The sequence below is a fragment of the Geodermatophilus sp. SYSU D01045 genome (assembly GCF_054050295.1).
In genome coordinates this window covers 18,532-42,566 of record NZ_JBJGZB010000019.1, presented here as the reverse complement: position 1 = coordinate 42,566, position 24,035 = coordinate 18,532, and the positions used below count along the sequence as shown (strand labels likewise).

Genomic DNA, 24,035 nt, shown 5'->3' with positions numbered 1-24,035 from the left:
GTCACGCCCGCGGCGTCAGGCCCCGCCGCAGCTCGTCCAGGGCCTGCGCGAGGCCGACCCGGGGCACCCAGCCCCACCTCCGCGCGCGGTCGGTGAGCAGCTGCCCGGTCCACACCGGCTCGTCGGTCCACTCGGGGGCGACGCCCAGCGCGTCGGTCACCGTGCCGAGGTAGTCCCGCCACGTCGCGGGCTCGCCGGCGACGATGACCGGGGTGGTGCCGCCGGCCACGGGACCCCGCTCCGGGTCGTCGGACGTCGCGACGGCACCCGTGGCGACGTCCGCGACGAAGGCCGCCAGGTCCTCGACGTGCACCCAGGGCCAGGTCCGCGACGGGTCGGCCCGGCGGTCCCCGCCGTCGCGGATCGCCTGCGGTCGCAGCGTGTTCCAGACCGAGGTGTCGCCGGCGCCCAGGATCGCCGGCGGACGGACCAGCACGGTGGTGAGCCCGCCGACCTGCGCCAGCGCGGCGTCGGCGGCGTTCTTGGTGTCGGGGTAGTCACCACTGCCCTCGGGCAGGAGGGGACCGTCCTCGGCGATGTCCCCGATGCCGGCCGAGCGGTCGTAGACCCCGGCCGTGGAGACGTGCACCAGCCGGGCGACGCCGGAGTCGCGGGCGGCCCGGGCGAGGACCGACGTGCCCTCGACGCCCACACGGTGCTGGACCTCCCGCGACGAGCCCATCGGGTGGACCGTCGTCACGACCGCGTCGGCGCCCCGGGTCACCGCGCGGGCGAGGGACTCGTCGGCGAAGTCGCCGACGAACTCCGTGAGCCCGTCGAGCGCGGGCGCGCTGCCGGCGCGGCGGACCACGGCGCGCACCTGCGCCGACCGCTCGGCCAGCGCCCGGCACACCGCGGTGCCCACCAACCCGTTCGCACCGGTCACCACGACGACGGGAGGGACGCTGGCCATGCCGCCCACCCTGTCAGCGAGCCTGCGACGGCGCTCGTCGCACGGCACGTCGTCGCGGCGTCGCGGGCTCCGCGCAGGGCCGGCCGGGCGGTGGCGCCCGGGCCGGACCGGACGGCGTCCTCATCGCGGGCCGGGGGCTCGGGCGGGGCCACGGCTCACGTCGCGTGCCCGGGACGGTCAGCGGCGGGCGCGGACGGTGCGCCGCGGTGCCCGTCAGCGAGCCACGGTGAGCGTGGTCAGCCAGGCGGCGAGCCCGAGGACGAGGCACCCGGCGATGACCGGCGCGTAGGACCCGGAGACATCGACGGCCGCCCCGGCGAGCGGAGCTCCCACGGCGGATCCGATCCCGGCGCTGGTGTAGAGCACCCCGAGCAGCCCACCCAGGCGCGTGGTGCCGAACCGCTCGGCGACGACCGCGGGCCCGAGGGCGACGAAGCCGCCGTAGCCGATCCCCAGCACGACGGCGAAGGCGACGAGCACGCCGTACCCGCCCGCGAGGCCCCAGAGCACGAAGCTCGCGCCCATCGTCAGGAAGCACCACCGGAACGCGCGCAACGCCCCGGTCCGCGCAGCGACCGCCCCGAGCACCAGCCGGCCGGCAGTGCTCGCGGCCCCGATCACCCCGACCAGCACCGCCGCCGCGACCTGGTCCACCCCGACCTGTTCGGCGGAGCCGGGCAGGTGCACGAACGGGACGAACAGCGCGACGGACACGAGACCCGACGCCAGGTACAGCCGTCGGTAGTCGCGGTTCCGCACGGCCTCCGCCGGCGTCAGCGCCGCCGGGCCGGCCGGCACCGGAGGGCGGGTGACGACCGCGGCGCAGGCCAGGAGCACCGCCGCGCCCGCCAGGCCGAGCACGAGGTGGGTGTCCCGCCACCCCAGCTCGCCGATCAGGGCGGCGGCCACCGGTGCGACGGTGAGGGTGCCCAGGCCGATCCCCGTGACCGCCACCCCGATCGCCAGCGTGCGGCGCCGCTCGAACCACCCGCCGACGACGGCCACCATCGGGACGTAGGCGCAGGCCACCCCGATCCCGACCCCCAGGCCGTAGGTGACCAGTCCGATCCACAGCTCACCGGCACGGGACGTCGCCGCCAGCCCGGCGCCGAGAGCGATCCCCCCGACGAGCAGCACCCGTCGAGGGCCGTAGCGGTCCACCGCGATGCCGCTGAGGGCGCCGAGGCCGAAGTACGTGAGCGAGGTGAGGGCGAAGAAGACCGACGTCGTGCCGCGACCGGCACCGAACTCCTCCGCCATCGGCTCGAGGAACGCGCCGAAGGAGTAGGCGATCCCGAACGAGGCGAACATCGCGGCGAACGCCGCGGCGACCATCGCCCAGCTCCGGAGCGAGTCGACCGCCGGCGGGGTCCGCATGCCGGCGGAGGATACGAGGCGCCTCTCCGGCGCCCGTCGCGTGACCACCGTCCCGGCGGGGCCGTCGGCCGCGGCGTCACCGGCCAGGGCGTCGGCCGCCCGGACCGGACGACGTCATCCGGGGTCGATGTTCTGGTTGCGCCGGAAGACGTTCGTCGGGTCGTACTGCCGCTTCAGCGCGGTCAGGCGTCGGAGCGTGGCGTCCCCGTAGGCCTGCCGCACGCGGGCCTGCCCCTCCTCCATGAGGAAGTTGACGTAGACGCCGGTGTGGAACGGGGCCAGGGCCGTCCAGTAGTCGCGCGCCCACTGGCGTTGCTCCTCGAACCCGTCCGGGCCGGCGGTGTTCCCGTTGATGTTGAAGGTGAAGCCGGTGGACCGGCCGGTGAAGGCGGTGGCGTCGTCCGGGACGCGCGCGACCGCCCCGCCCATCTGCCACAGCGCCACGCTGCTGAGCGGCGACGTGATCCGGCGGCCGTACTCGACGACGACGTCGATGACGTCGTCACTGAGCGCCGCCACGTCGCAGGAGCGGACGGAGTACCAGCAGCCGTGCCGGAACGAGGGGTCGAACATCTGCTGGTGCGCCAGGAACGGCTTGGGCGCCACGACGTCCAGCACCGGCGACCCGAATCCCCGCATAGGCGCCAGGACCCGCTGCCCCTGCTCGACGTCGCCGGCGTAGCAGGCGGCCACCGCCACCACCGGCCGGCCGACCAGCTCCGGCGGGACCACGGGCAGGGGCGGGGCGAGCCGCTGGACGACGATCGTCATCAGCTCGTCGGGAGCCTCGGCCACCCAGTCCCGGTAGCAGCGCAGGACCGGCTCGGCGTCGTCCATGGACCAGAAGGTCGCCCCGGCCACCACCTGCGGTCCCAGGGGGTGCATGCGGAAGCGGAAGTCGGTGACCACCCCGAAGTTGCCGCCGCCGCCGCGCAACCCCCAGAACAGCTCCGCGTTCTCGTCCTCGCCGGCCCGGACGAACTCGCCGTCGGCGGTCACCAGGTCCGCGGACAGCAGGGAGTCGACGGTGAGGCCGTACCGGCGCATGACCCAGCCGATGCCACCCCCGAGGGTCAGCCCGGCCAGCCCGGTGTGGGAGACGATCCCGGCCGGCACGACTAGGCCGTGTTCCTGGGTCCGCTCGTCCAGCTCGCCCAGCAGCGTCCCGGCCTGCACCGCCGCCACCCGGGAGTCCGGGTCCAGCCGGACGCCGTTCATCCGCCGGAGGTCGATGACCAGGCCGCCGTCGCAGGTCGACAGGCCCGGGAAGCTGTGCCCCCCGCTCCGGACGGCGATCGGCAGCTGCTGCTCGCGTCCGAACCGGATGGCGGTCCGCACGTCGTCCGCGCCCGTGCACCGCGCGATGACGGCGGGACGTCCGTCGACCGACCCGTTCCAGAGCCTGCGGTGCTCGTCGTACCCGGCGTCCGCAGCGGTGAGGACCTCGCCCCGCAGCGCGGCACGGAGTCCGGCGACGGCGGTGTCGCTGACCGGAGCCGCCGTGGACCGGACGCTGCCTGGACCCGTCGTGGTGGTCATGGGACCAGTGTCGGGACGTCGGGAGCGCGCGACAGGGCCCTAGGTTCCCCTCTGCCGGGACCCCGTCGGCACCTCGGCCCGCGGCGCGCACGGCACCCTGGCCCGTGTCACCGCCGGGGGCCACACTTCGGGTTCCGCCTCCCCCTGGAGCCTGCGATGCTGCGGACCCGGTTGTGCGACCTGCTCGACATCGCCGTGCCGGTGGTGGTCGCGCCGTTCGGGCCCTGGGACGAGACCGCGCTGGCGGTGGAGGCCTGCCGGGCCGGCGCCCTCGGCAGCCTGGGCACGGCGCTGCGCCGGCCGTCGGAGCTGCGCGCGCAGTGGCAGCGGGTGCGGGAGGCCACCGACCGCCCCTTCGCGGTCAACCACACCGGGCGGCCGTTCGACCCCGAGGCCTTCGCCGCCACGCTCGAGTTCGCCCCCGCGGCGATCAGCTTCCACATGGGCGTCCCCGCCGACCTCGTCGCGCGTGCGCACGACGCCGGGATCCGCTGGATCCAGGCGGTCGGCGACGTGCGGGCCGCGGAGGCGGCGCTGGAGGCCGGTGCCGACGTGCTGGTCGCGCAGGGCACGGAGGCCGGCGGCAACGCCGGCTGGGTCAGCACCCTGGTGCTCGTGCCGGCCGTCGTCGACCTGGCCGGGGACGTGCCGGTGGTCGCCGCCGGCGGCATCGCCGACGGACGGGGCCTGGCCGCCGCCCTCGCGCTCGGGGCGCAGGGCGCGAGCCTGGGCACCCGCTTCCTCGCCACCCCCGAGATGGGCGTCGACCAGGAGTGGAAGGACCGGATCGTGGCCGCGGACGCCACCGACGCGGTCAAGGTCCCGCACAGCGAGCGGGTGATGCCCCGGTTCACCCTCCCGCAGCTCGGGGAGCCGTACGCGCCGCGGGCGCTGCGGACCGAGCTGGTCTCCCGGCTGCAGCGGGCGCCGGAGACGGTCGACCCGGAGCGCGTGGGACACGAGCTGCGCGCCCGCGTGCGGGCCGGCGGCGGCCACGACCTGCTGCCGTTCGCCGGGCAGTCGGTCCAGCTCGTCCACGACGTCGTCCCGGCCCGCGAGCTGGTCGCCCGCCTCGTCGCCGAGGCCGAGGCGGCCCTGCGGACGGCGGGACGGGCGGTCGCGGCCGAGCCGGCACCGCGGCCGCGGACCCCGGCACCCCCGGCCGCGCGCGCACCCGCCGACCAGCAGGCGTGACGGGCACCGCGACGGCGCGGCCCCGGCCGGAGCAGCCGTCGTCCGTCCCCGGGACCGGTCAGGACCTGTCCGGGATCGGCGGGGACCCGGCATCGACGACCCGCACGGCGCACCGGATCGCGCCGGGGTGGGGGCCACAGCATCACCCGCCGGAGGTGAGTCGCGCGTCCGGGCCGCCCTCCTAGCGTCGGCGTCCGACGAGTCCGTCCCCCTCCGGAGGCACGTCGTGAGCGCGACTCCCGGATCTCCCCCACCGGTACGGCCGACGGTCGGCGCGGACCGGCTGCGGGCCGGTGGACCTGCCACCCCGCGGCTCCTCGGAGCGGCCACGGCGGTCGGCGCGGTCCTGCCCTCCACCGCCGACGGGTGCGTCGGCTGACCGCGGGAGACGGTGTGTCCGAACCCGTGGAACGACGCGCTCTGCCGTTGTGGCTCACCGTCGTGCTGGGGGTGGCCGGCACGGCCGTCGCCCTGTGGGGCATCCACGCCGCCGCGCCGATCCTGGGACCCGTCGTCCTGGCGTTCGTCCTGACCGTCGTGGCCCATCCGCTCGTCGCCGCGCTGGTGCGCCGCGGGGTGCGGCGGGGGCTCGCGATCGCGGTGGCCGTGCTCGTCGTCGACGGGGGGATCATCGCCTTCGCACTCGCCCTCGCGATCTCCCTCGGCCAGCTGGCGACCGTGTTGCCGGAGTACACCGACGAGTGGCAGGAGCTCCTGGACGGCCTGCGCTCCACCCTGGCCGGGTGGGGGGTCGGCCCGGAACAGGTGGAACGGGCACTGCGCTCGATCGAGCCCGAGACGGTCGCCGCGGTCCTGGGGAACGTGCTGTCGGGTGTCGCCGGAGCCGCCGGTGCGCTGTTCCTGGTGGTGGCGACGGTCCTGTTCATGACCGCCGAGGCGACCGGACTGCCCGCGCGTCTGGCCGAGGTGCCCGGCACGTCGCAGCTGCACGAGGCGCTGGGTGCGTTCGCGAGGAACACCCGGCGCTACGTGGTCGTGACCACGGTCTTCGGCCTCACCGTGGCCGTGGTGGACACGATTGCCCTCGTCGTCCTCGGCATCCCGCTCGCGCTGCTGTGGGGTCTGGTCTCGTTCCTGACCAACTACATCCCCAACATCGGGTTCTTCCTCGGGCTGGCGCCGCCGACGCTCCTCGCGCTCCTGGTCCACGGGCCCGGTACGGCACTGCTCGTGGTGGTGGTCTACACCGTGGCGAACTTCGTCCTGCAGTCGGTGATCCAGCCGGTGGTCGTCGGGGACGTGGTCAGGCTCTCCGTGACGGTGACCTTCCTGTCCGTGTTCGTGTGGACCGTCGTCCTGGGCCCGCTCGGGGCGATCCTCGCCGTCCCGCTCACGCTGTTCCTCCACGCCGTGCTCGTGGGCCAGGACCCGGGGCGTCGATGGGCCCGCACGTTGCTGGCCGGGGCGTCGGGCGGCGAGCGCACGGGGCGACGCCCCACCGGGGTCGGGCGGCGACGTGGGCGGCGCGTGGCGACCCCGCCGGCAGGCACCGCACCGGGGAGCGACGGCGAGCCGGCCGGCGGGCCACCGCCCGGCCCCGGGCGGGACCACGACCGGGGCCTGCCCGTCCCCGGCCGCGACGCGGCGGACGGTGCGGGGTAGCCGACGTCGCCGGACCGCCCCGACACGGCTGGGTGCGGGACGCCGCTCCCCCGGTCGAGCGGACGCGGCGGCACCGGAGCCCGGATCCGAGGGGCGGGGGGAGGCGTCCGGACGGGACCGGGCACGTCGCGGGTGGCGGGCTCATCCGTCCCAGGGGAGTCGGTACGAGCCCCGGCCCACCGAGGATGACCGGCGTCCGAGATCCCGGCGACCCTCGCGGAGGCACCGGTGATCCGTCTCCTGACCGACGTGCCCGACGGCGTGCTGGGCCTCGAGGCCGTCGACGACGTCGAGCGGGAGGACGTCGAGCGGGAGGACTACGAGAACCTGGTCCTCCCCGCGATCGAGCAGGCCATCGCACGGCACGGCGAGGTCCGCCTCGTCCACGTGCTCGGCCGCGAGTTCGACGACTACGAGGGCGGCGCCGTCTGGGAGGACCTGGAGCTCGGCGTCAGGCACCCGACCGCGTTCGAGCGCATCGCGGTCGTCACCGACGCCCGGTGGGCGCGGCCTGCCCTGACGGTGTTCACCGTGCTCTGGCCCGGCAAGGCCCGCGCCTTCCCGCTCGCCGAGCGTTCCGCCGCGGTGAGCTGGGCGGCTGAGGAGGACGGCTGACCGGCGTACCGCGGTCGCCGCACGCGGGCCGGGCGGAGCCGACGGCGTGCGGTCAGGCGATCCGGTCCGGGATGCGGCGGCCCTCGACGAGCAGGCACACGTGCTGCAACCCGACGATCGACGCCGCCTGCAGCAGGGGCAACCGCACGAACACCGCGCCGAGGGGACCCAGGAAGGAGGCGAACAGCCACATCGAGGTCGCCAGGCACAGCAGGCGCCGGCCGGACCCCTCGTCGCCGGCGCCGCGCCGGGCGAGGGGCAGCGCACCGACGCCGAAGGCCGTGCCCAGGACGGCCGACAGCAGCGCGGCGGCGTGCGCACCCCCGAGCAGGCCGGCGGGGAGGACGCCCAGCACGGCCGCCGCGATCGCGGCCGACCACCACAGGCGTCCGGCGGGGCGGCCACTCCCCCGGCCCGGCGGCTCGTAGCAGTCCAGTTCGGTGGGTGGGTGCTCGGCGAGCATCCGGGACCGGTCCTCGTACACCGCCACGGAGGGGTGGTTCCGCCGGACGCGCTCGGTGAGGTCCACCGGCACGGCGCCCGACAGCCACAGCGCCTCGATCCGGCAGTGCTCGGCCCGCAGGCCGCGGGTCCCCGCGACGACGTGACCCCAGCAGGCGACCACGGCGAGGACGTGACGGCTGCGCGGCTGGTCACCGGCCCACTGCTCCGCGCCGAAGGCGTAGAAGCCGCACGTGCAGTCCGGGTCGGGGCTGGGGTGCGGCGGGCGGTCCCTCCTCAGGCAGCGCGCCTCGTTGGCACCGTCGCGCCAGGGGTCGTTCGAGAACAAGGGGTAGAGGGCACCGTCCGGACCGATCCGGAAGGTGCGCAGCGCTCTGATCTGTCCCACACGTGGCTCGAAGCCACCGTAGGGATCCACCGCCGCTACTTCACGGGCGACGGATCCCGGGGCCGCTCGGGTCGCTCCGGCGCGGCCGGCTCGAGGGGCGGCTCGGGCACGGGCAGGACCTCGATGCGGCGGACTTCCTTGCCGATGTTGCCCACGACGCCAGCGTAGGGACCCGTCCCCGGGATCGGGGCGTCTTCCGTCCCCGCGAGGACGACCGGGATCGACGCGGGTGCCCGCGGACCGCCGTCGGCGGCAGCGCACCGTCGCGTGGCGTGCCGTCCGGTCCGCTCGTCGCGGGGAGTGCCCGGTGGGAGGATCGGGCGTCGGGACCGGAAGGGGTGGCGCCGTGGCCGGGCAGCAGCCGATCGAGCCGAGCGAGATCTACCGGGCGGACGGCAGCCGGGTGCCCCGGCGCCGCACGGCCCTGGGCACGGTGCCGGCCGCGGTGCGGTCCCTGCTCCCGGCGCTGTCCCGCACGACCGCCGGGTCGCTGGTCACCGCGTCGGCGCTCGCCGTCGCGGCGGCCGTCACCGCCCGGGCCGCCGAGGCGGCCCGCCAGGTCCTGGAGCAGGCGGCCCGGGAGGCGCTGTCCCCGCGTCCCACCGGGGTGTGGATCGAGGTCTCCGTCACCCGCATCGAGGTGCGCCGGCCGCGCTGAGCCGGATCCGACGCGCGAGCAGGGGCGGGCTCGCGAACGGGTCGAGCGGACGCGCCGGACTCCCTGGCGCGGCGGGGCGGCCGGATGTAGAGAGAGTGCCTCCCGCCGTCGACGAGGGAGCACTCCGATGGCCGACAAGTCGCCCCACGACGACCACTCCGCGAAGAAGTCGGGCAAGTCCGTGAAGGCCAAGCGCAGCGAGCGCAAGGAGAAGCAGCGGGCCACCCGGGAGATGGAGCGGCTGATGCACCCGCGGAGGGCCAAGACCTGACCGACCGCCGCGGGCGCGTGGTCACGGCCGTGGGTTCCCGGGTGGTGCTGCGCACGAGGTCATGACGCCGCGCGCAGCACCGCGCCGATCTCGTCGTCGGTGAGCCGTACCGGGTTCCCCCGCATGCTGCTGGAGCGCGCGGCCTTGGCGGCGGCCTCGGCGTGGTCGGCCGGGCGGAGGCCGAACACCCCGAGGGGCGGCACGCCGAGTGCGGCCACCGTCTCACGCAGCCAGGCCACCGCGTCCTCGACGGTCGCGTCGTCCCGCCCGGTCAGCAGCCGGGCGACCCGGGCGTAGCGACGCAGCGCGGGCGAGGCCGGCTCGCGCTCCCGCAGCGCCCGGACGTTGGCCTCGACCACCGGCGCCAGCAGGGCCGCGCACACCGCGCCGTGCGGGGCGTCCACCATGCCGCCGACGACGCCGGCGATCCCGTGCACCGCCCCCAGCTTCGCGTTGGCCAGCGCGATGCCGCCGAACAGGCTGCACAGGGCCATCTCCTCGCGGGCCGCGCGGTCCCCGCCGTCCTCGTGGGCGGCCCGCAGCGCCCGCGCACCCCGCGCCAGCCCGGCCGCCGCGACGGCGTCGGTCACCGGGTTGGCCTGGGGTGAGACGTAGGGCTCCAGGCACTGGGTGAGCGCGTCCAGCCCGCTGCTGGCGGTGACCTCCGGTGGGCAGCTCACCGTGAGCAGCGGGTCGACCAGCGCGACCGCCGCCAGGAGGTGCGGACCGCGGATGCTCGCCTTGACGCCGTGCTCCGGAGACGCCAGCACCGCGTTGGCGGTCACCTCCGCACCGGTGCCCGCGGTCGTGGGGACCGCGACGCAGGGCAGGGCCGGCCGCTGCAGGGGCAGCCCGCGGCCGACGACCTCCAGGTGGTCCAGGGGGTCGGTGCCGTTGCCGAGCAGGGCGGCGACGGCCTTGCCCGTGTCCAGCACGCTCCCGCCGCCGATCGCGACGACGACGTCGACCCCGGCGTCCCTCGCCCGCCGGGTCGCCGCGCGCACCCCGTCGACGGTCGGCTCGTGCGCGACCGACACGACGGCGACCGGGTCGACGCCCCCCAGGAGGGACCGGTGACGCGCAGGGTCCCGCCCGGCGCACAGCAGCACCCGGCGTCCCAGGGTGGGCAGCAGGTCCGCGAGGTCGTCCGCGCGTCCCGGGCCGAAGACGACCCGCCGCGGGAGGGCGAGGTCGAACCCCGTCACCGGCCGGCGCCCGCCGGGGACTCCCCGGGCGGCGCGGCCAGGCGCCTGCCCATCTGCTCGTGGACGGCCTGGATCGCCTGCAGCGGGCGGATCATCACGCGGAACTCGACGATCCGGCCGGCGTCGTCGCAGCGCACGATGTCGACCCCGTTGACGTACCTGCCCCCGACGCTCGTCTCGAACTCCAGCACCGCGGTGTCCCCCGCGAGGACCTGCTTCGTGTAGCGGAACGTCCCGTCGGGACCGTCGCCGGCCAGCGCGTCGGCCGCCGCCTCCAGGTACCGGGTGGTGATCGCCCTGCCCTCCTGCGGCGTGAACACCACCGGCGAGTAGAAGACGACGTCGTCGGCGAGCAGCTCGTCGAGGGCGCCCGGCGCCCTGCTCGCCGTGTAGCGGTGCCAGCGGGCGACGACGTCGTCGATCACGGGGTGCCTCCTCGGCGGGTCAGCGGGTCCTGGTCACGGAGCCTGCCGGGAGCCGTGCCGGTCCAGCCAGTCGACCATCGCCGCCCGCGTGGCGCCGGAGAGCCGGTGCCAGTCGGCCAGCGGCACCCGGGGCACGCCGGCGGCCCGGCAGGCGGCGGCCACCGCGCCGGGCGGCGCCTCCGGGTCCCACGCCGGGTCCAGCACGACCGCGGGCCGGTCCGCCGTCGTCGCGAGCAGGTCGGCCAGCGTGTACCCGGGCCGGGCCCGCAGCAGCGGCTCGCCGCAGCTCGGGGCGGCGAGCACCATCCCGGCCGGCGGCACGCCCCCCAGGGCGGACAGGTGCAGCGCCACCAGCGCGCCGGTGCCGTAGGCGGCGACCCAGGCCCGGTCGTGACCGGTGGCCGCCGCGGCGACGGCGGCCACCGCGGCCGCGTCGGCGGTCATCCGGCCCAGCGGCGAGGAGCCCGGCCCGGGCCGCTCGCCGTGCCGCGAGCCGCTGCCGACCGGGTCGTGGCAGGCGACCACCCAGCCCGCCGCGGCCAGCAGCGCCGGCAGCGGCTCGGCCTGCTCGTAGCCCGCCCGCCACCCGGTCGCCGCGCACGGCGGGCCGAGCCAGAGCACCAGCCCGCGGCCGCTCCCCCCGCCCGGCGGGCGCAGGAGGGTGACCGCGACCCCGTCCGGGGTCCGCAGGCCCTCCCCCGCGCCGCCGGCGGCGGTCCCGGCCGGGCCGAGCGCGGCGCGGACGGCGGCGCGCAGCTGCTCGCCGCGGACCGGGGACGGGCCGGGACGCACGCGGTCGGCCGGCCACGGGACCGGCGCCGGCGCCGTCGGCGCGCGCCCGGGGCGGCGGGGCGGGCCGCCGAGCACCGACTGCGCCCAGTCCAGCTGGGCGGCCACCGCGGTCTCCTCGGCCCGGTGCCCGCCCGGGCGCAGCGCCAGCTCGAGGGCGTCGCGCCGGCCGAGCAGCGCGTAGGCCTCCCGCGCGGCGTCCACCGCGGCGCGGGCGGCCGGGACGCGCTCGACCGGGTCCTCCACCGCCACCGAGACCAGGACCGGCCGCGGCGCGGCCAGCGCGAGCAGCTCGTGCGCGTCGGTGGGCAGCCGGTGCTCCCGCCCGGCGAACCAGCGCAGCCGCGGGTGGTACCAGCCCGGGTAGTGCCGGGTGAGCAGCTCCACGCCCTCGCCGAAGTGCCGGTCGGTGCACAGCCGGGCGGGGATCGCACCGAGCACGCCGCTGGAGCTGGACACGACGCCGGCGAAGCGGTCGTCGGAGGCGGCGGCCAGCAGGGCGGTCTTGCCGTTGCGGCTGTGCCCGCCGACCAGCACCCGGCGGGCGTCCACGCCGGGCTGGTCCTGCAGCGCGTCGAGGACGCGGGACAGCGCCCACGCCCGCCAGGCCAGCCGGCCGGCGACGACCGCGGGGAAGGCCCGCGCGACGTCCTCGGTGTCGTCGTCCCCGTCCGCGGCCGAGACCAGGCAGGCGCCCCACCCGCGGGCCAGCGCCGCCTCCGCCCAGGGCCCGTGGCTGGACTGCAGGAGGTAGACGGGGACGTCGCGGCGCACGCCGGCCGCGGGCACGGGCAGCAGCAGCCGCGCCCGCACCGACCAGCCCGCCCCGACCGTGGTTCCGCCGACCGTGATCTCGCGGACCTCCACGCCGCCCGCCGTCCGCACCCGGCCGACGCGGGCGGGCGTGCGCCGGGGCGCGGGCGGGAGGTCCCCGGTCAGCCACCGGCGCCAGCGGGCCCGCAGCACCGCCCGCCGGGCCGGCCACCCGGCGGCGTCGGCCACGCCCTCGACCGGCGACCACAGGCCGGTGCGGGCCGGCAGCCGGGCGAAGTCCGGCGCCGGGTCCCCGCCGGCCGCGAGCCAGGCCTCGAACGGTGCGCTCGGCGGCAGGACCCCGGCGAGCTCGGCGGTGTAGCGCCGTCGCCGGGCCGCGGCGGAGCGCCCGTCCCGGGACCGGCTCCCCGGCACCACCTGCGTCATGCGCCGCACCGTAGGGCCGGTGCGTGTCCGCGGAGGTGTTCCGCGTGTTGCGTCCGTGCTGCACCGGGCCCGTGGGGTTCGACGGGCCCGGCTCGCGGGCATCAGGGCGGCGTGCGCGTGCTGCTGGTGATCACCGACGAGGACTGGTACGAGGACGCCGGCTACGCGGCCGCGTGGGTGCGGGCGCTGGAGGCGGAGGGTGCGGAGGTCGAGCGGCTGGCCCGGGTGCCGGACGACTGGCCGGTCACCGGCCCGCCACCCGGTCGCCACGACCTGGCGATCGCGCACGTGCTGGTCGAGGAGGTCGTGGCCTACGCGCCGACCTTCGCCCTGGCCACGCTGCTCGAGGCGGCCGGCGTGCCGCTGCTCAACCCCGTCACCTCGCTCGTCGCCTCCGCCGACAAGCTGGTGACCCACGCCGTGTGGGCGGGCGCCGGCGTGCCGCAGCCGGCCGCGTGGGACCTCGCCCGGGTGCGGGAGTGGCCGATGCCCGGGCGGCGGATGGTCCTCAAGCCCTCGCTCGGCGACGGCGCCCGCTACGTCGAGCTGGTCGACGACCTCGACGCCGCGCGCGCGGTGGAGGCCGGCTGGCGGGAGCACGAGGCGGCCGGCGGGCACCGGCGCGGCACGTCGCTGCTGCAGGAGTGGATCGCCGAGCCGGCGTGCGCGCGGGTCTTCGCCACGCCCACCACCACCTCCCTGGTCTACGAGAAGTCCCGGGAGGAGGGCGCGCTGGTCACCCACGGGACGGTGTACCCGCGGGTGTACGAGGCGCCGCCGGAGATGGCGCAGCTGGCCCAGCGGATGGTCGCCGCGCTCGGCGGCGGGCTGATGGGCGTGGACGTGCTGGTCGAGCCGGACGGCCGGCTGCTCGCGCTGGAGGCCAACGCGCCCTTCGGCTTCGACGTCACCGACCCGGAGCAGGGCCGGTGGGTGGCCCGCGCCGCCCTCGCTGCCGCCGAGCGCGCGGCCGCCCACCGCCCGGCGGCGGCCGCGTGAGCCCGGAGGCGGGCCTCGACGAGGCGCTGCTGCCCGACGGCGGCGACCGCCCGCACGCGGCCGCGGCCCTGGCCGCCGTCCGCGCGTACGGCCCGGGCGCGCTGGCCGCGGAGGTCGCCCGCGATGCCGCCGCCCTGGGCCTGGTGCACGGGCCCGCCGAGGAGGCGCACCCGTTCACCGTCGACCCGGTCCCGCGGGTGCTCGAGCGCGCGGAGTGGGAGGCCGTGGCGGCCGGCCTGACCCAGCGGCTGCGGGCGCTGGAGGCCTTCGTCGCCGACGCCCACGGTCCGCGGGAGGCGGTCCGCGCCGGCGTCGTCCCGGCCGCGGTGCTCGACACCAACCGCCACCTGGCCCCGGGCCTGCCGCCGCCGCGGCGCTGGATCGGCATGGCCGGGCCCGACCTGGTCCGCGGCGCCGACGGGCGGCTCGTCGTCCTGGAGGACAACGTGCGGACGCCGACGCTGCTCGCCTACGCCCTCGCCGCGCGGGACCTGGTGGCCCCGCGGCTGATGGAGGACCTCGCTGCCCCCCACGCCTCGCAGGCTCGCCGCGGGGCCCTGCAGCAAGGCCGTTCCAGCACGTCACCAGCGCCGGTGCGGGAGGCCGCCGCCGCGGCGGTGCGGCGGATGCTCGCTGCCGCCACCGACCTCCCCGACCCGGTCGTGGCCGTGCTCGGCGACGGGCCGCGCAGCGCGGTGACCTGGGAGATCGACCGGCTCGGCGAGATGGGCGGGGCGCCGGTGGTGCTGCCGTCGCAGTTGACCCTCCGCGGGGACGACCTGCTGCTGCCGGACGGGCGCCGGGTGGACCTGCTCTGGCGGCGCACGAGCGAGGAGCGGCTGACCGGCGACGACGGCCGGCCGAACGAGCTCGGCGAGCTGCTGCTGCGCCCGCTCCGCGCCGGCAGGGTGACCGTGGTCAACGCGTTCGGCACCGGGGTCGCCGACGACAAGCGCACCTTCCCCTACGTCGAGGACCTGGTCCGCTTCTTCCTGGGCGAGGAGCCGCTCCTGCGCTCGCAGCCCGCCTACGACCTCGGCGACCCGGCCCGGTGCCGGGAGGTCCTGGACCGGCTGCCCGAGCTGGTGCTCAAGCCGCGCTCGGGCTCGGGCGGCCACGGGGTGCTGATCGGCCCGCGCGCGGACGCCGACCGGCTCGCGCGCGCCCGCGCCGCCGTCCTGGCCGATCCCGGGGAGTGGATCGCCCAGGAGCCGGTGGCGCTGTCGACCCACCCCACCGTCGTCGACGGCGCGCTCGTGCCACGGCACGTCGACTACCGGCCCTACGCCTTCTGCGCCGGGGACGGGACGACCGTGCTCCCGGGCGGCCTCACCCGGGTGTCCCTGACCGAGGGCGAGCTGGTGGTCAACGCCTCGCAGGGCGGCGGCGCCAAGGACACCTGGGTGGTCGGCTGACCGGTCCCCCGGCGGCGGGATGGGCGAGCATGCACCGGTGGGACCTCCCCGCCGCACCCTCCGGCTCGCGGCCGCGGTCGTGGCCGCCGGGTGCACCGCCGCCGTCGCCGTGTCCGGGGAGCTGTCCCCCGGCGCGCTGCTGGCCGTCGGCGGCACCGGCCTGCTGGCGACGGCTGCCGGGCTGACCGCGCACGCCGGTGCGGCCGCCCCGCGGGCCGGCCGCCGGGCGCTGCCCTGGCTCGCCTGGCTGGCCGCGGCCCTGGCGTGGGAGGCGGTCGCCCTCCTCGACGGCGACCTGCCGACCCTGAGCGACCTCACCGACCCGCTCCTCGCGCACCCGGCCGCACGCGCGGCGGCGACCCTGGGCTGGCTGGCGGCCGGCGCCTGGCTGCTGACCCGGCCCGCAGCCCCTCCGGAGCGGTCGTGACCGGCACCGCGGTGTCCGTCACGGCGGTGGTGCTGCTCCTGGTCGCCGGCCTGTCCCTGGAGGTCTCGGCCCGCCGCAGGGGGCACCCGGCTCCCCTGGCGCAGGCGCTCGGTGCGGCGATGCGCACCACCCCCGGCCGGCTGACGGTGCTCCTGGTGTGGGCCTGGCTCGGCGTGCACTTCCTCGCCCGCTGACCACGGCGGATCCCGCCTCCGGGCCCGCTTCCTGTCACACCCCGGGACGACACTGTGCCTGTCCGGATCGCACTGTGCCTGTCCGGATCGCACCGTGCCTGTCCGGATCGCACCGCAGGTGTCACCACCGCACACCTCGGCCACCGCACCGCCGGGAGGAGGCGAGGGCCGGATGAGGACCTACGACCCCGCCGACGGAGTCCTCTACGTCCACCTGGCGCAGGACCCCGGCACCCGTCCGGCGCCACGACCCTCCTCCGAGGAGTGCCACCGGCTCCCCGCCGGCTACCCGAACGCCTCCCTCCGGGCCCGGCTCGGGGGACCCCGGGCGACCGCGTCCCGTCCCGCGCTGGTCCTCCTCCCCGGAGGATCGGCACCGGCCGACGGTCCCGCCCCCGCCGCGGCGTCGCTGCGCCTGGCCCGGTAGGAGGCAGCCGCCGGTGCGCTCGACGGCGCTCACTCCCCGCCGGGTGGGACCGGTCGGAGGCGCGGGTGCGGCCGGTTCCCCGGGCCGACGAGCTCCGGCTCGACGAGGACCTCGAGGTCCGACCCGTCGGCGTCGACCTGCGCGACGGCCCGGTCGAGGTCGCCGTCCCCGGTCACGTACGTGAAGAGGATGCGGCCGTCGGACGTCCAGGTCGGCTGGGTCGCCCGCGCCTCGCCGGGACCGAAGTCCGTGACCGGGCGCCGCTCGGTGCCGTCCGGCCGGATCGTGAACAGGTTCGTCGGCTCGTCGGTGTCCTGCTCACCGCCGATGTCGTGGTCGCCGAACACGATGAGGTCCTCGACGGGGTGCCAGTCGACCCTCCCGAACGGGCCGACCTCGGTGATGTCCGCCGGCGGGCTCCAGCCGCCCTCGCCGGACCGGCTCACCGCGACGGTCGCACCGTCCCAGACCTCGCCGGTGAAGTGGTCGACGTTCATGACCAGCGCGTCGCCGCCGGGCGACCAGCGGGGGAAGCTGTGCAGCCGGCCGTCGGCGAGAGCGAGTTCGCCGGCCACGGTGAGGTCGCCGGTGGCGACGTCGACGACGGCGAGGACGGACCGGGCGGGTGCTCCGGTGTTCGGGTCGCCGTCGTAGCCGACCATCGCGATGCGCGCACCGTCGCGGGACCACGCCGGGTTCTCCCAGTAGAGGTCCTCGAGGCCGGCCGGGTGGGACTCGAGCAGCGGCCGGGGCTCCTCTCCCGCGGGGTCCGTCAGCCACACCTGGCCGGGGCCGTTCCCGGCGTCGACGTAGGCGATCTCGGATCCGTCGGGCGACCAGTCGGGGTGCAGCGTCTCCCCCTCGAGGACGGTGTGCACGCCGGATCCACCGGGGCGCGCCAGCGTGAGACCGCGCTCGACGCCCTGGAACACGATCCACGGCTCGTCCGGGCCGACGCTCGGCGGCGCGGCGGTCGGCGACGGGCCTCCCTCGGTCCCGCCGTCCGACCCGCACGCGGCCGAGGCGACCAGCACGACCGACGCGAGAGCGGACCAGGTGCGCCGTACGGGCACGCAGCGATGTTCCCAGCGGCGCCCCCACCGGGACAGGCCTGCGCTCCCGGTGGTCCGGACACCCGTCCTCGACAGGCGGTCCGTGCTTGCATGGGCACCCGCAGCCCCGACACGACAGGAGCCCCGCGTGGACCACCCGAGGACCGAGGAGCCGTCGTGACCCGCGTGCTCGTCACCGGGGTCCGCGGCAAGACCGGCGCCCCGCTGGCCGAGCTCCTCGTCGCCCGGGACGTCGAGGTGCTCGGTGGCAGCAGGGATCCGTCGAGGGTCGCCCTCGACGGCGTGCGGCCGACCGCCTTCTCGTGGGACGACCCGTCCGGCTGGCCCGTGGCCACCGCCGGCGTCGACGCGGTCTACGTCGTCCGCCCCGACCGCGCCGACGCCCCCGGCCTGTTGGGTGCGCTGATGACGGTGGTCCCGGCCGGCGCGCACGTCGTGCTGCTGTCGGAGCAGGCCGCCGACCAGGTCGGCCCCGACGGGTGGTCGCCGCGCGGAGAGCGCGCGGTGCGCGACAGCGGGCACGGCTGGACGGTGCTGCGGCCGAGCTGGTTCGTGCAGGTCCTCACCGACCCGCGCTTCTACCGCGACGCGGTCGCCGCGGGCGATCTCCCCTTTCCCAGCGGCGGCGCGCCGGTCGCCTGGATCGACGCCCGCGACATCGCCGCGGTGGCCGCCCACGCCCTGCTCGAGCCGGGGCACGACGGCGCGGTGTACGAGATCACCGGCCCGGAGGCGGTCCCGCTGCCGCGCACCGCCGAGCTGCTCACCCGCGCCGCAGGACACCCCGTGACCCACCGCGACGTCCCGGTCGAGGAGGCCCTCGCCGGCCTCGAGGGGTTCGAGCGGGAACTCACCGCGCTGACCTTCGACCGCGTGCGGGCCGGTGTCTTCGCCGCCGTCACCGACACCGTCGAGCGGGTGACCGGGCGGCCGGCACGGTCGCTGCAGGACTTCCTCGCCGACGCCGCACCGCTCCTGCGACGCACCGCCTGACCCGGCCGGACGGCGGCGCGACGGGACGGAGGGCCCTGGAGCGGCGCGCCCCGGAGGGCTTGGTTGGTCCCACGGGGGTGCCCGACGTCCCGGGGAGCCGATCCGATGGTCACCACCCTGCCGACCCTCAGCCCGCTGGAGGAGAGCCTCTTCGTGACGCTCCGCTCCCGGGCCCTGGACGCCCGCTCGCCGCGGCCCGTCCTGGGGGACGCGCTGGCCGGCGAGATCGTCCGGGAGCTCGACGCCGACGCCACCCGCGCGCACGTGGACGCCAACCTGGTCACGAGCTGCGCGCTGCGCGCCAAGCGCCTCGACGAGATCGCCGCCGACTTCGTGCACCGCCACCCGGACGCCGTCGGGCTCGACCTGGGCGCCGGGCTGGACACCCGGTGGGCGCGGATCGCCCCGCCGCCCACCGTGGACTGGTACGACGTCGACCTCCCCGCGGTGGTCGCCGCCCGCGACGCCGTCGTGCCCGCACGCGCGAGGACCCGCACCGTCGCCGCGGACGTGCGGGACGGGCACTGGCTGGACGCCGTCCCGGCCGGCCGGCCGGCGGTGGTCGTCGCCGACGGCCTCATCGGGTTCCTCGGCCGCGACGAGGTGACCGCCCTGCTCGGCCGGCTGGTCGGTCACTTCCCCTCCGGCGAGGTCGCCTTCAACAGCTACTCGCGCTTCGCCCTCCGGGCGACCCGGCTCGTGCCCGGCACGAAGGCGGTCTCCGGGCTCCTCCGCTTCCCCGGCGTCGACGACCCGCACGAGCTGGAGCGCTGGGACCCCCGGTTGCGCCTGGTCCGGGAGATCCTGCTCAGCCGGGAACCCGAGGTCGCCCTGTTCCCGCCGCTGCTGCGCCTCTACCACCGGCTCGCGTCGCACAGCACGGCCTGGTCCCGCCGGGGGACGGTCGTCCTGCACTACCGCTTCGAGCGCTGACCCCCCGCCACCGCGGCCGGGGCGGCGGGCGCGAGCGCGCGGCCGACACCGGCCAGGTCGTCCGCCGTCGTCAGCAGCCAGCCCCAGGCGTCGAGCAGGCGCAGGGCGGCGTCCGGGGACGCGGCGAGCTCCTCGCGGGGAACCGGGTCCACCCGCACGGCCGGACGGGCCGTGGGCACCCGGCCGGCCTCGAGCGCGGCCGCGGCCTCGCGGTATCCGACGGCGACGTCCGCGGCCGCGGTCCGCAGCTGGGCGGCCGGCCGGGGCCAGGGCGGCGGCGCCGCGTCGGGGTGGCGGGACCGCAGGGTGCGGGCGTAGTGGTCGAGGCGGTGCACCACGCCGAGCACGGCCAGCCAGTCCACGCGGGCCCCCGGCCGGGCCGGTTCGGACCGGTACTGCGCGTAGGTGTGGTCGAGCAGCCCGGACAGCCGGCCGAGCGCGGTCGGGGGCGCCGGCCCCGCCCCGGTCAGCTGACCGACGACGGCCACCACTTCCGCCGCGCCCGCCCGCAGGCACTCCCCGGCGGCCCGGACCAGCTCCCCGCGCCCTCCGCGCGGCCACACCGCGACACCGACCAGGGTGCCGACGAGGCCGCCGACGAGGACGTCCTCGAAGCGGACCTCGGCGATGCGCCAGTCCACCGGTCCGACCTGGGCGAACAGCAGGGCGACGACGACGGTGAACCCGGCCTGTCCCGCCGCCACCCCGAACAGGGGGCCGGCCGCGAGGCACACCACCATCAGCACCGGCAGGGCCCAGGCGTAGACCGCCGTGTCCCCGCCGACGAGGAACAGCGCCGCCCCGCTGACCGCGGCGCCGACGGCGGTGCCGGCCACGGCCCGGGCCAGCACCGAGCGGTCGGCGACCGCGCTGGTCCGCATGAGGCTCAGCGTCGCGAGCAGCACCCAGAAACCGTGCGCGAGGTCGAACACCCCGGCGACGGTGCGCGCCGCGGCGAGGCCGAGGGCCAGCCGCACCGCGTTCTGCAGGTAGACCGACCGCGGTGTCAGGTGTGCGCGCAGCCGCTGCCACCACAGCCGGCCGGGAGCGGCGGTGAGGAACCACAGGTCCGCGGGGACGTCCGCCGGGTCGGCGACGGGGGCGCCGACGGCGCCGCGGACGGTCAGCACCAGGCTCCGCGCGGCCTCCGCGACGGCGACGGCGCCCACACCGGCCCGCAGCGCCGCGGGGTCGGCCGCCGGCAGCTGCTGACCACGCCGCTCGCGGAGGCCGGCGAGCGCGGCCTCCAGCCGGCCGGTCGACGGCGGCGGCCCGGCACCGCGCAGCGCCTCCCCCGCCCCGGCCACCGCGTCCCCCACGGCCGCCACCAGGTGCGCGGTCGCGGGGTGCGTCCCGCGCCCGCCGGGGGGCCACGCGTCGGCGAGCGCACCCAGGCGGCCGGCGACCACCCGGAGCGCCGCCGCGGCCCGCACGAGGCACCGGTCGCGGACGCCGGGCCCGAGCGGCCGCTCGGCGACCGGCAGCGCGCTCAGCCGTAGACCGGCCGCGGCGTCCGCGGCGGCGGCCCGCAGCGCGGGCGACCCCGCCCCGCCGCCGTCCTGCAGCTCGCGGACCAGCACCCGGGCGTACGCCGCCACCCGCCCGGCGGCGTCGGCCAGGCGCACGGCGGGGTCTCCCGGCGCCGGGGCCGGCCACAGCACCCGGTCGGCGACGGCGAGGAGCGCGATGCCCAGCCCGATCCCGAGCAGCCGCTGGCCGAGGGTGCCGGGCGCGTACGGCGGGAAGCACGGCAGCACGTAGAACAGCTGCAGCCCGCTGACGACGCCGGCCACCCGTGGCCCGCCGACGCCCGCGTAGGCCACCGCGAACCCCACGGCCAGCATGCCGAGGACCGCCGTCCACGTGGTGACCGCCAGCAGGGTGCCGAGGGTGACCAGCAGCGCGCCGGCCGCGAGGCTGCCGGCGTACACCCGGGTCCGCTCCGCCGGCCGCCCCGTCACCTCGGACAGGCTGCCCAGCGCGACCGCCGCGAACACCGCGTAGACGGCGGCGGTCGGGTCGTCGAGCAGGTACCGGCAGGTGTAGAACGCGGCGCAGGAGGCCACGGTCACCCGGCCGGCCCGCCGGACGGCGGCCAGGGAGGGGTCGCGCCGCCGCAGCCGGGCCAGGGCCCGGGCGGCCGCTCCTCCCGCCGGCCGGGAGCCGGTCGCGGCGGTCACGTCCTGCCGCGATCCCGCCGCCCGACGCGCGCCAGCCACTCGGCCAGGAGGGCGCGGAGGACCTCCGGCCGCTCGTGGGGCAGCGCGTGCCCGGCGTCGTCGACGACGGCGAGCGTGGCGTGCGGGTGCGCGCCCAGCAGGTCGACCGCGGCGGCGTACCCGATCGTCGAGTCCAGCCGCCCGGCCACGACCAGCGTCGGGCCCGGGTAGGGCGGCGCACCGTCCGGGGTCAGCTCCCAGCGGGCGCCGATCCGCGCCATCGCCGCCTCGTCGACGAGGGCGGCGGCCGGGGCGACGGTGCGCTCGTACCGCTCGAGCATCTCCGGCGTCTGGACCACGAAGTAGCTCCGGAACACGTCGTCGCCGATCCCGCCGGGCCCGGCGACGACGCGGTGCCCCGGGACGTCGCGCACGCCCGGCAGCAGCGGGCAGACCAGCGCGAGGCCCGCGACCTGTGCCGGGCGCCGCGCCGCCATCGCCTGCGCCAGGTACCCGCCCGCGGAGTGGCCGACGAGCAGGTACCGGTCCCCGCCGGCCACCTCGTCGGCGAGGGCGAGCAGCGCCTCGAGGACGTCGTCGGCACTGCGCAGGGTCGCCGGAGCGGGCGTGCGGCCCGTCCCGGGGAGGTCGGGGTAGACGCGCCGGAGCCCGGGCACGCCGGCGAGCAGGGGCTCGAAGCACGCCTCGGTCTCGCGGTGGTCGACGTCCGCGCCGTGCAGCACCAGCACGGGCCGCCCGCTCCCGTGCTCCACCCGGTGGACCGCCACCCGGGCCGCCTCCTACGGCGCGGCCGTCGCCTCCACCCTGACCGGCGCCCCGTCCGGCCGGGCGTGCGCGGGCATCATCGGGCCGTCGCCGGCGGGGTCGAGCACGTCCTCCTCGAACCACGCGTAGCGGCCGGCGAGCACCCGCTGCGCGGCCGCGTACTGGCGGTCGTCGTCGTTGGCCCACAGCTCGCGGAACAGCCGGCCCGCCCGGCGGCGGGCCTGGCCGCAGAACAGGTCGGCCAGCTCGACCGCCTCCTGCCGGCGGTCGGGCCGCTCGCGGGCGAGGGTGTCGGCGTGCACGCAGGCGCACGCGACGGCGTAGAGCTCGGCGCCGATGTCGACGATCCGCCCGAGCAGCCGGCCCTTGCGCTCCAGGCGCCCCTGGTAGCGGCCCATCGCGTAGAAGGTCGAGCGGGCGAGCTTGCGCGCGGAGCGCTCGGCCCAGCGCAGGTGCCTCGCCAGCTCGCCGAACTCGGCGAACGCGCCGGGGCGCCGGCCGGGGCCCGTGGTCAGCGTCGGGAACCACCGGGCGTAGAAGGCGCCGGCCTTCCCGGCGGCCCGCGCCTTGTCGGCCAGGCCGGAGTCGCCGAGCAGGCCGCCCGCGACCTGCAGGTGCTGGTCGACGGCCTCGCGGGCGATGAGCAGGTGCATGATCTCGGTGGAGCCCTCGAAGATCCGGTTGATGCGCATGTCGCGCAGCATCTGCTCGGCCGGCACCGGCTTCTCGCCGCGCCGGGCGAGGGACTCGGCGGTCTCGTAGGCGCGGCCGCCGCGGATCTGCACCATCTCGTCGACGGCGGTCCACCCGAGCTCGGAGCCGTAGAGCTTGGCGAGCGCGGCCTCGATGCGGATGTCGTTGCGCTTGTCGTCGGCCAGGCGGCTGGACACCTCGAGCACCGCCTCGAGCCCGAAGGCCGTGCCCGCGAGCCAGGCGAGCTTCTGCGCGATCGCGTCGTGCTCGCCGATCGGCCGGCCCCACTGCCGGCGCTCGGCCGACCACTCGCGCGCGATCTTCAGGGCGTACCGGGCCTCCGCCAGGCAGAACGCCGGCAGCGACAGGCGGCCGGTGTTCAGCGTGGTCAGCGCGATCCGCAGACCCCGCCCCTCGCCCCCGATGACGTCGTCGGCGGGGACGAGGACGTCGTCGAAGCGGGTCACCGAGTTCTCGATGCCCCGCAGCCCCATGAACGCGTTGCGGTGCTCGACCGTGACGCCGGGCCGGTCGGTGGGGCAGATGAACGCGGTGATGCCGCCCCGGTGGCCCTCCGACGCCGGGACGACGGCCATGACCACGACGACGTCGGCGATGGCGCCGTTGGTCGCCCACAGCTTGGTGCCGGTGATCCGGTAGCCGGTGCCGTCCTCGGTCGGGACCGCGGTGGTGCTCATCCGGGCCGGGTCGGAACCGACGTCGGGCTCGGTGAGCAGGAACGCCGAGACGGCGTCGCGGGCCAGCCGGGGCAGCCACGCGCGCTTCTGCTCCTCCGAGCCGAACAGCCGCAGCGGCTCGGGCAGGCCGATCGACTGGTGCGCCGACAGCAGCGTGGACAGCGACGAGTGCCAGGTGCCGGCCAGCGCCAGCGCCCGGTTGTAGTGGACCTGGCTCAGCCCCAGTCCCCCGTACTCCTCGGGGATCTTCATGCCGAGGGCGCCGAGCTCCCCGAGGCCGCGGATCACGTCGGCGGGGATCCGGGCCTCCCGCTCGATCCGCTGCGGGTCGACGCGCTCGGTGAGGAAGGCGCGGAGGCGGTCGAGGAACGCCTCCCCCTTCGCCACCGCGGCCGGGTCGAGCTCGGGCTGCGGGTGGACCAGGTCCAGGCGCAGGTTGCCGAGGAACAGCTCCCGGCCGAACGACGGCCGGGTCCACGCGGCCTCGCGGCCGGCCTCGGCGACCTGCTTCGACTGCTCGTACGTGGGGTTCGACGCCATGGGGCAGCATCGCGCCCCTCCCCGCGCCCGGACAACGGT

Annotated in this window: 22 protein-coding genes; 11 read left to right on the top strand and 11 right to left on the bottom strand. The window is 77.5% G+C overall.

Annotated features, from left to right (window positions below; all coding sequences use genetic code 11):
* Position 1 precedes the first annotated feature (1 nt).
* From ACI798_RS16535 to ACI798_RS16525, 3 genes are all read right to left on the bottom strand, one after another.
* Complete coding sequence (locus ACI798_RS16535; RefSeq protein ID WP_456939906.1) at positions 2–913, bottom strand: NAD-dependent epimerase/dehydratase family protein; 912 nt, start codon at positions 911–913, stop codon at positions 2–4.
* A 213-nt stretch (positions 914–1,126) separates the two neighbouring features.
* Positions 1,127–2,290, bottom strand: coding sequence for an MFS transporter (locus tag ACI798_RS16530; protein ID WP_457048421.1), 1,164 nt, complete (start codon positions 2,288–2,290; stop codon positions 1,127–1,129).
* A 114-nt stretch (positions 2,291–2,404) separates the two neighbouring features.
* Complete coding sequence (locus ACI798_RS16525; protein WP_457048420.1) at positions 2,405–3,829, bottom strand: FAD-binding oxidoreductase; 1,425 nt, start codon at positions 3,827–3,829, stop codon at positions 2,405–2,407.
* A 156-nt stretch (positions 3,830–3,985) separates the two neighbouring features.
* Between ACI798_RS16525 and ACI798_RS16520 the strand changes: the two genes are divergently transcribed.
* From ACI798_RS16520 to ACI798_RS16510, 3 genes are all read left to right on the top strand, one after another.
* The gene (locus ACI798_RS16520) at positions 3,986–5,023 is read left to right on the top strand and encodes an NAD(P)H-dependent flavin oxidoreductase (RefSeq protein ID WP_457048419.1); all 1,038 of its coding nucleotides are present in this window, start codon (positions 3,986–3,988) and stop codon (positions 5,021–5,023) included.
* Between the two features lie 405 nt (positions 5,024–5,428).
* Positions 5,429–6,646 carry an AI-2E family transporter gene (locus tag ACI798_RS16515; protein ID WP_457048418.1) on the top strand — a complete coding sequence of 406 codons (1,218 nt, stop codon included), beginning with the start codon at positions 5,429–5,431 and terminating at the stop codon, positions 6,644–6,646.
* Between the two features lie 228 nt (positions 6,647–6,874).
* Entirely contained in the window at positions 6,875–7,261 is a 387-nt protein-coding gene (locus ACI798_RS16510) for an STAS/SEC14 domain-containing protein (RefSeq protein WP_457048417.1), read from the top strand.
* Between the two features lie 52 nt (positions 7,262–7,313).
* On the opposite strand, the gene ACI798_RS16505 is transcribed toward ACI798_RS16510, so the two are convergent.
* Positions 7,314–8,051 (bottom strand): hypothetical protein, encoded by a 738-nt coding sequence (locus tag ACI798_RS16505; RefSeq protein WP_456939900.1) that lies wholly within the window; start codon positions 8,049–8,051, stop codon positions 7,314–7,316.
* Between the two features lie 406 nt (positions 8,052–8,457).
* On the opposite strand from ACI798_RS16505, the gene ACI798_RS16500 reads away from it, so the two are divergent.
* Together ACI798_RS16500 and ACI798_RS16495 are read left to right on the top strand one after the other, a co-directional pair.
* Positions 8,458–8,769, top strand: coding sequence for a hypothetical protein (locus ACI798_RS16500; RefSeq protein WP_456939899.1), 312 nt, complete (start codon positions 8,458–8,460; stop codon positions 8,767–8,769).
* 127 nt (positions 8,770–8,896) lie between these two features.
* Positions 8,897–9,040 carry a hypothetical protein gene (locus ACI798_RS16495; protein WP_456939898.1) on the top strand — a complete coding sequence of 48 codons (144 nt, stop codon included), beginning with the start codon at positions 8,897–8,899 and terminating at the stop codon, positions 9,038–9,040.
* A 59-nt stretch (positions 9,041–9,099) separates the two neighbouring features.
* Here ACI798_RS16495 and ACI798_RS16490 read toward each other — a convergent pair whose 3' ends face one another.
* From ACI798_RS16490 to ACI798_RS16480, 3 genes are read right to left on the bottom strand one after another with little or no spacing between them, the layout of a single operon-like run.
* Positions 9,100–10,245 (bottom strand): iron-containing alcohol dehydrogenase, encoded by a 1,146-nt coding sequence (locus ACI798_RS16490; protein ID WP_457048416.1) that lies wholly within the window; start codon positions 10,243–10,245, stop codon positions 9,100–9,102.
* Entirely contained in the window at positions 10,242–10,670 is a 429-nt protein-coding gene (locus ACI798_RS16485) for a nuclear transport factor 2 family protein (protein ID WP_456939896.1), read from the bottom strand. Before ACI798_RS16485 ends, ACI798_RS16490 begins: the two co-directional genes overlap by 4 nt.
* Before the next feature lie 33 nt (positions 10,671–10,703).
* Complete coding sequence (locus ACI798_RS16480) at positions 10,704–12,659, bottom strand: glucuronyl esterase domain-containing protein (protein WP_457048415.1); 1,956 nt, start codon at positions 12,657–12,659, stop codon at positions 10,704–10,706.
* A gap of 111 nt (positions 12,660–12,770) precedes the next feature.
* On the opposite strand from ACI798_RS16480, the gene ACI798_RS16475 reads away from it, so the two are divergent.
* From ACI798_RS16475 to ACI798_RS16460, 4 genes are read left to right on the top strand one after another with little or no spacing between them, the layout of a single operon-like run.
* Entirely contained in the window at positions 12,771–13,658 is an 888-nt protein-coding gene (locus tag ACI798_RS16475) for an ATP-grasp domain-containing protein (RefSeq protein ID WP_457048414.1), read from the top strand.
* Positions 13,655–15,073 carry a circularly permuted type 2 ATP-grasp protein gene (locus ACI798_RS16470; RefSeq protein ID WP_457048413.1) on the top strand — a complete coding sequence of 473 codons (1,419 nt, stop codon included), beginning with the start codon at positions 13,655–13,657 and terminating at the stop codon, positions 15,071–15,073. The genes ACI798_RS16475 and ACI798_RS16470 overlap by 4 nt, the downstream gene beginning before the upstream one ends.
* A 37-nt stretch (positions 15,074–15,110) precedes the next feature.
* The gene (locus ACI798_RS16465) at positions 15,111–15,500 is read left to right on the top strand and encodes a hypothetical protein (protein ID WP_456939892.1); all 390 of its coding nucleotides are present in this window, start codon (positions 15,111–15,113) and stop codon (positions 15,498–15,500) included.
* Complete coding sequence (locus ACI798_RS16460; protein ID WP_456939891.1) at positions 15,497–15,694, top strand: DUF6186 family protein; 198 nt, start codon at positions 15,497–15,499, stop codon at positions 15,692–15,694. Before ACI798_RS16465 ends, ACI798_RS16460 begins: the two co-directional genes overlap by 4 nt.
* Before the next feature lie 456 nt (positions 15,695–16,150).
* On the opposite strand, the gene ACI798_RS16455 is transcribed toward ACI798_RS16460, so the two are convergent.
* Entirely contained in the window at positions 16,151–17,194 is a 1,044-nt protein-coding gene (locus ACI798_RS16455) for a hypothetical protein (protein ID WP_456939889.1), read from the bottom strand.
* A gap of 156 nt (positions 17,195–17,350) precedes the next feature.
* Here ACI798_RS16455 and ACI798_RS16450 point away from each other — a divergent pair, with 156 nt between their 5' ends.
* Both ACI798_RS16450 and ACI798_RS16445 read left to right on the top strand, forming a co-directional pair.
* Complete coding sequence (locus ACI798_RS16450; protein ID WP_457048412.1) at positions 17,351–18,187, top strand: NAD(P)H-binding protein; 837 nt, start codon at positions 17,351–17,353, stop codon at positions 18,185–18,187.
* Between the two features lie 105 nt (positions 18,188–18,292).
* A complete protein-coding gene (locus tag ACI798_RS16445) occupies positions 18,293–19,120 on the top strand; it encodes a class I SAM-dependent methyltransferase (RefSeq protein ID WP_456939887.1) in 828 nt (275 codons plus the stop codon).
* Here ACI798_RS16445 and ACI798_RS16440 read toward each other — a convergent pair.
* Genes ACI798_RS16440 through ACI798_RS16430 form a run of 3 tightly spaced genes read right to left on the bottom strand, consistent with a single transcriptional unit; the run spans position 19,102 to position 23,996 of the window.
* Positions 19,102–21,300 (bottom strand): FUSC family protein, encoded by a 2,199-nt coding sequence (locus ACI798_RS16440; protein ID WP_457048411.1) that lies wholly within the window; start codon positions 21,298–21,300, stop codon positions 19,102–19,104. The genes ACI798_RS16445 and ACI798_RS16440 overlap by 19 nt on opposite strands.
* Positions 21,297–22,067 (bottom strand): alpha/beta fold hydrolase, encoded by a 771-nt coding sequence (locus ACI798_RS16435; protein WP_457048410.1) that lies wholly within the window; start codon positions 22,065–22,067, stop codon positions 21,297–21,299. The genes ACI798_RS16440 and ACI798_RS16435 overlap by 4 nt, the downstream gene beginning before the upstream one ends.
* Positions 22,068–22,079: 12 nt before the next feature.
* The gene (locus tag ACI798_RS16430; protein ID WP_456939884.1) at positions 22,080–23,996 is read right to left on the bottom strand and encodes an acyl-CoA dehydrogenase family protein; all 1,917 of its coding nucleotides are present in this window, start codon (positions 23,994–23,996) and stop codon (positions 22,080–22,082) included.
* Positions 23,997–24,035: the final 39 nt, after the last annotated feature.

Excerpts from the sequence above, each read along its gene's own strand:
- ACI798_RS16495 (WP_456939898.1), top strand. The coding sequence starts at position 8,897 with ATGGCCGACAAGTCGCCCCACGACGACCACTCCGCGAAGAAGTCGGGC.
- ACI798_RS16525 (WP_457048420.1), bottom strand. The coding sequence starts at position 3,829 with ATGACCACCACGACGGGTCCAGGCAGCGTCCGGTCCACGGCGGCTCCG.
- ACI798_RS16535 (WP_456939906.1), bottom strand. The coding sequence starts at position 913 with ATGGCCAGCGTCCCTCCCGTCGTCGTGGTGACCGGTGCGAACGGGTTG.
- ACI798_RS16480 (WP_457048415.1), bottom strand. The coding sequence starts at position 12,659 with ATGACGCAGGTGGTGCCGGGGAGCCGGTCCCGGGACGGGCGCTCCGCC.
- ACI798_RS16530 (WP_457048421.1), bottom strand. The coding sequence starts at position 2,290 with ATGCGGACCCCGCCGGCGGTCGACTCGCTCCGGAGCTGGGCGATGGTC.
- ACI798_RS16520 (WP_457048419.1), top strand. The coding sequence starts at position 3,986 with ATGCTGCGGACCCGGTTGTGCGACCTGCTCGACATCGCCGTGCCGGTG.
- ACI798_RS16430 (WP_456939884.1), bottom strand. The coding sequence starts at position 23,996 with ATGGCGTCGAACCCCACGTACGAGCAGTCGAAGCAGGTCGCCGAGGCC.
- ACI798_RS16445 (WP_456939887.1), top strand. The coding sequence starts at position 18,293 with ATGGTCACCACCCTGCCGACCCTCAGCCCGCTGGAGGAGAGCCTCTTC.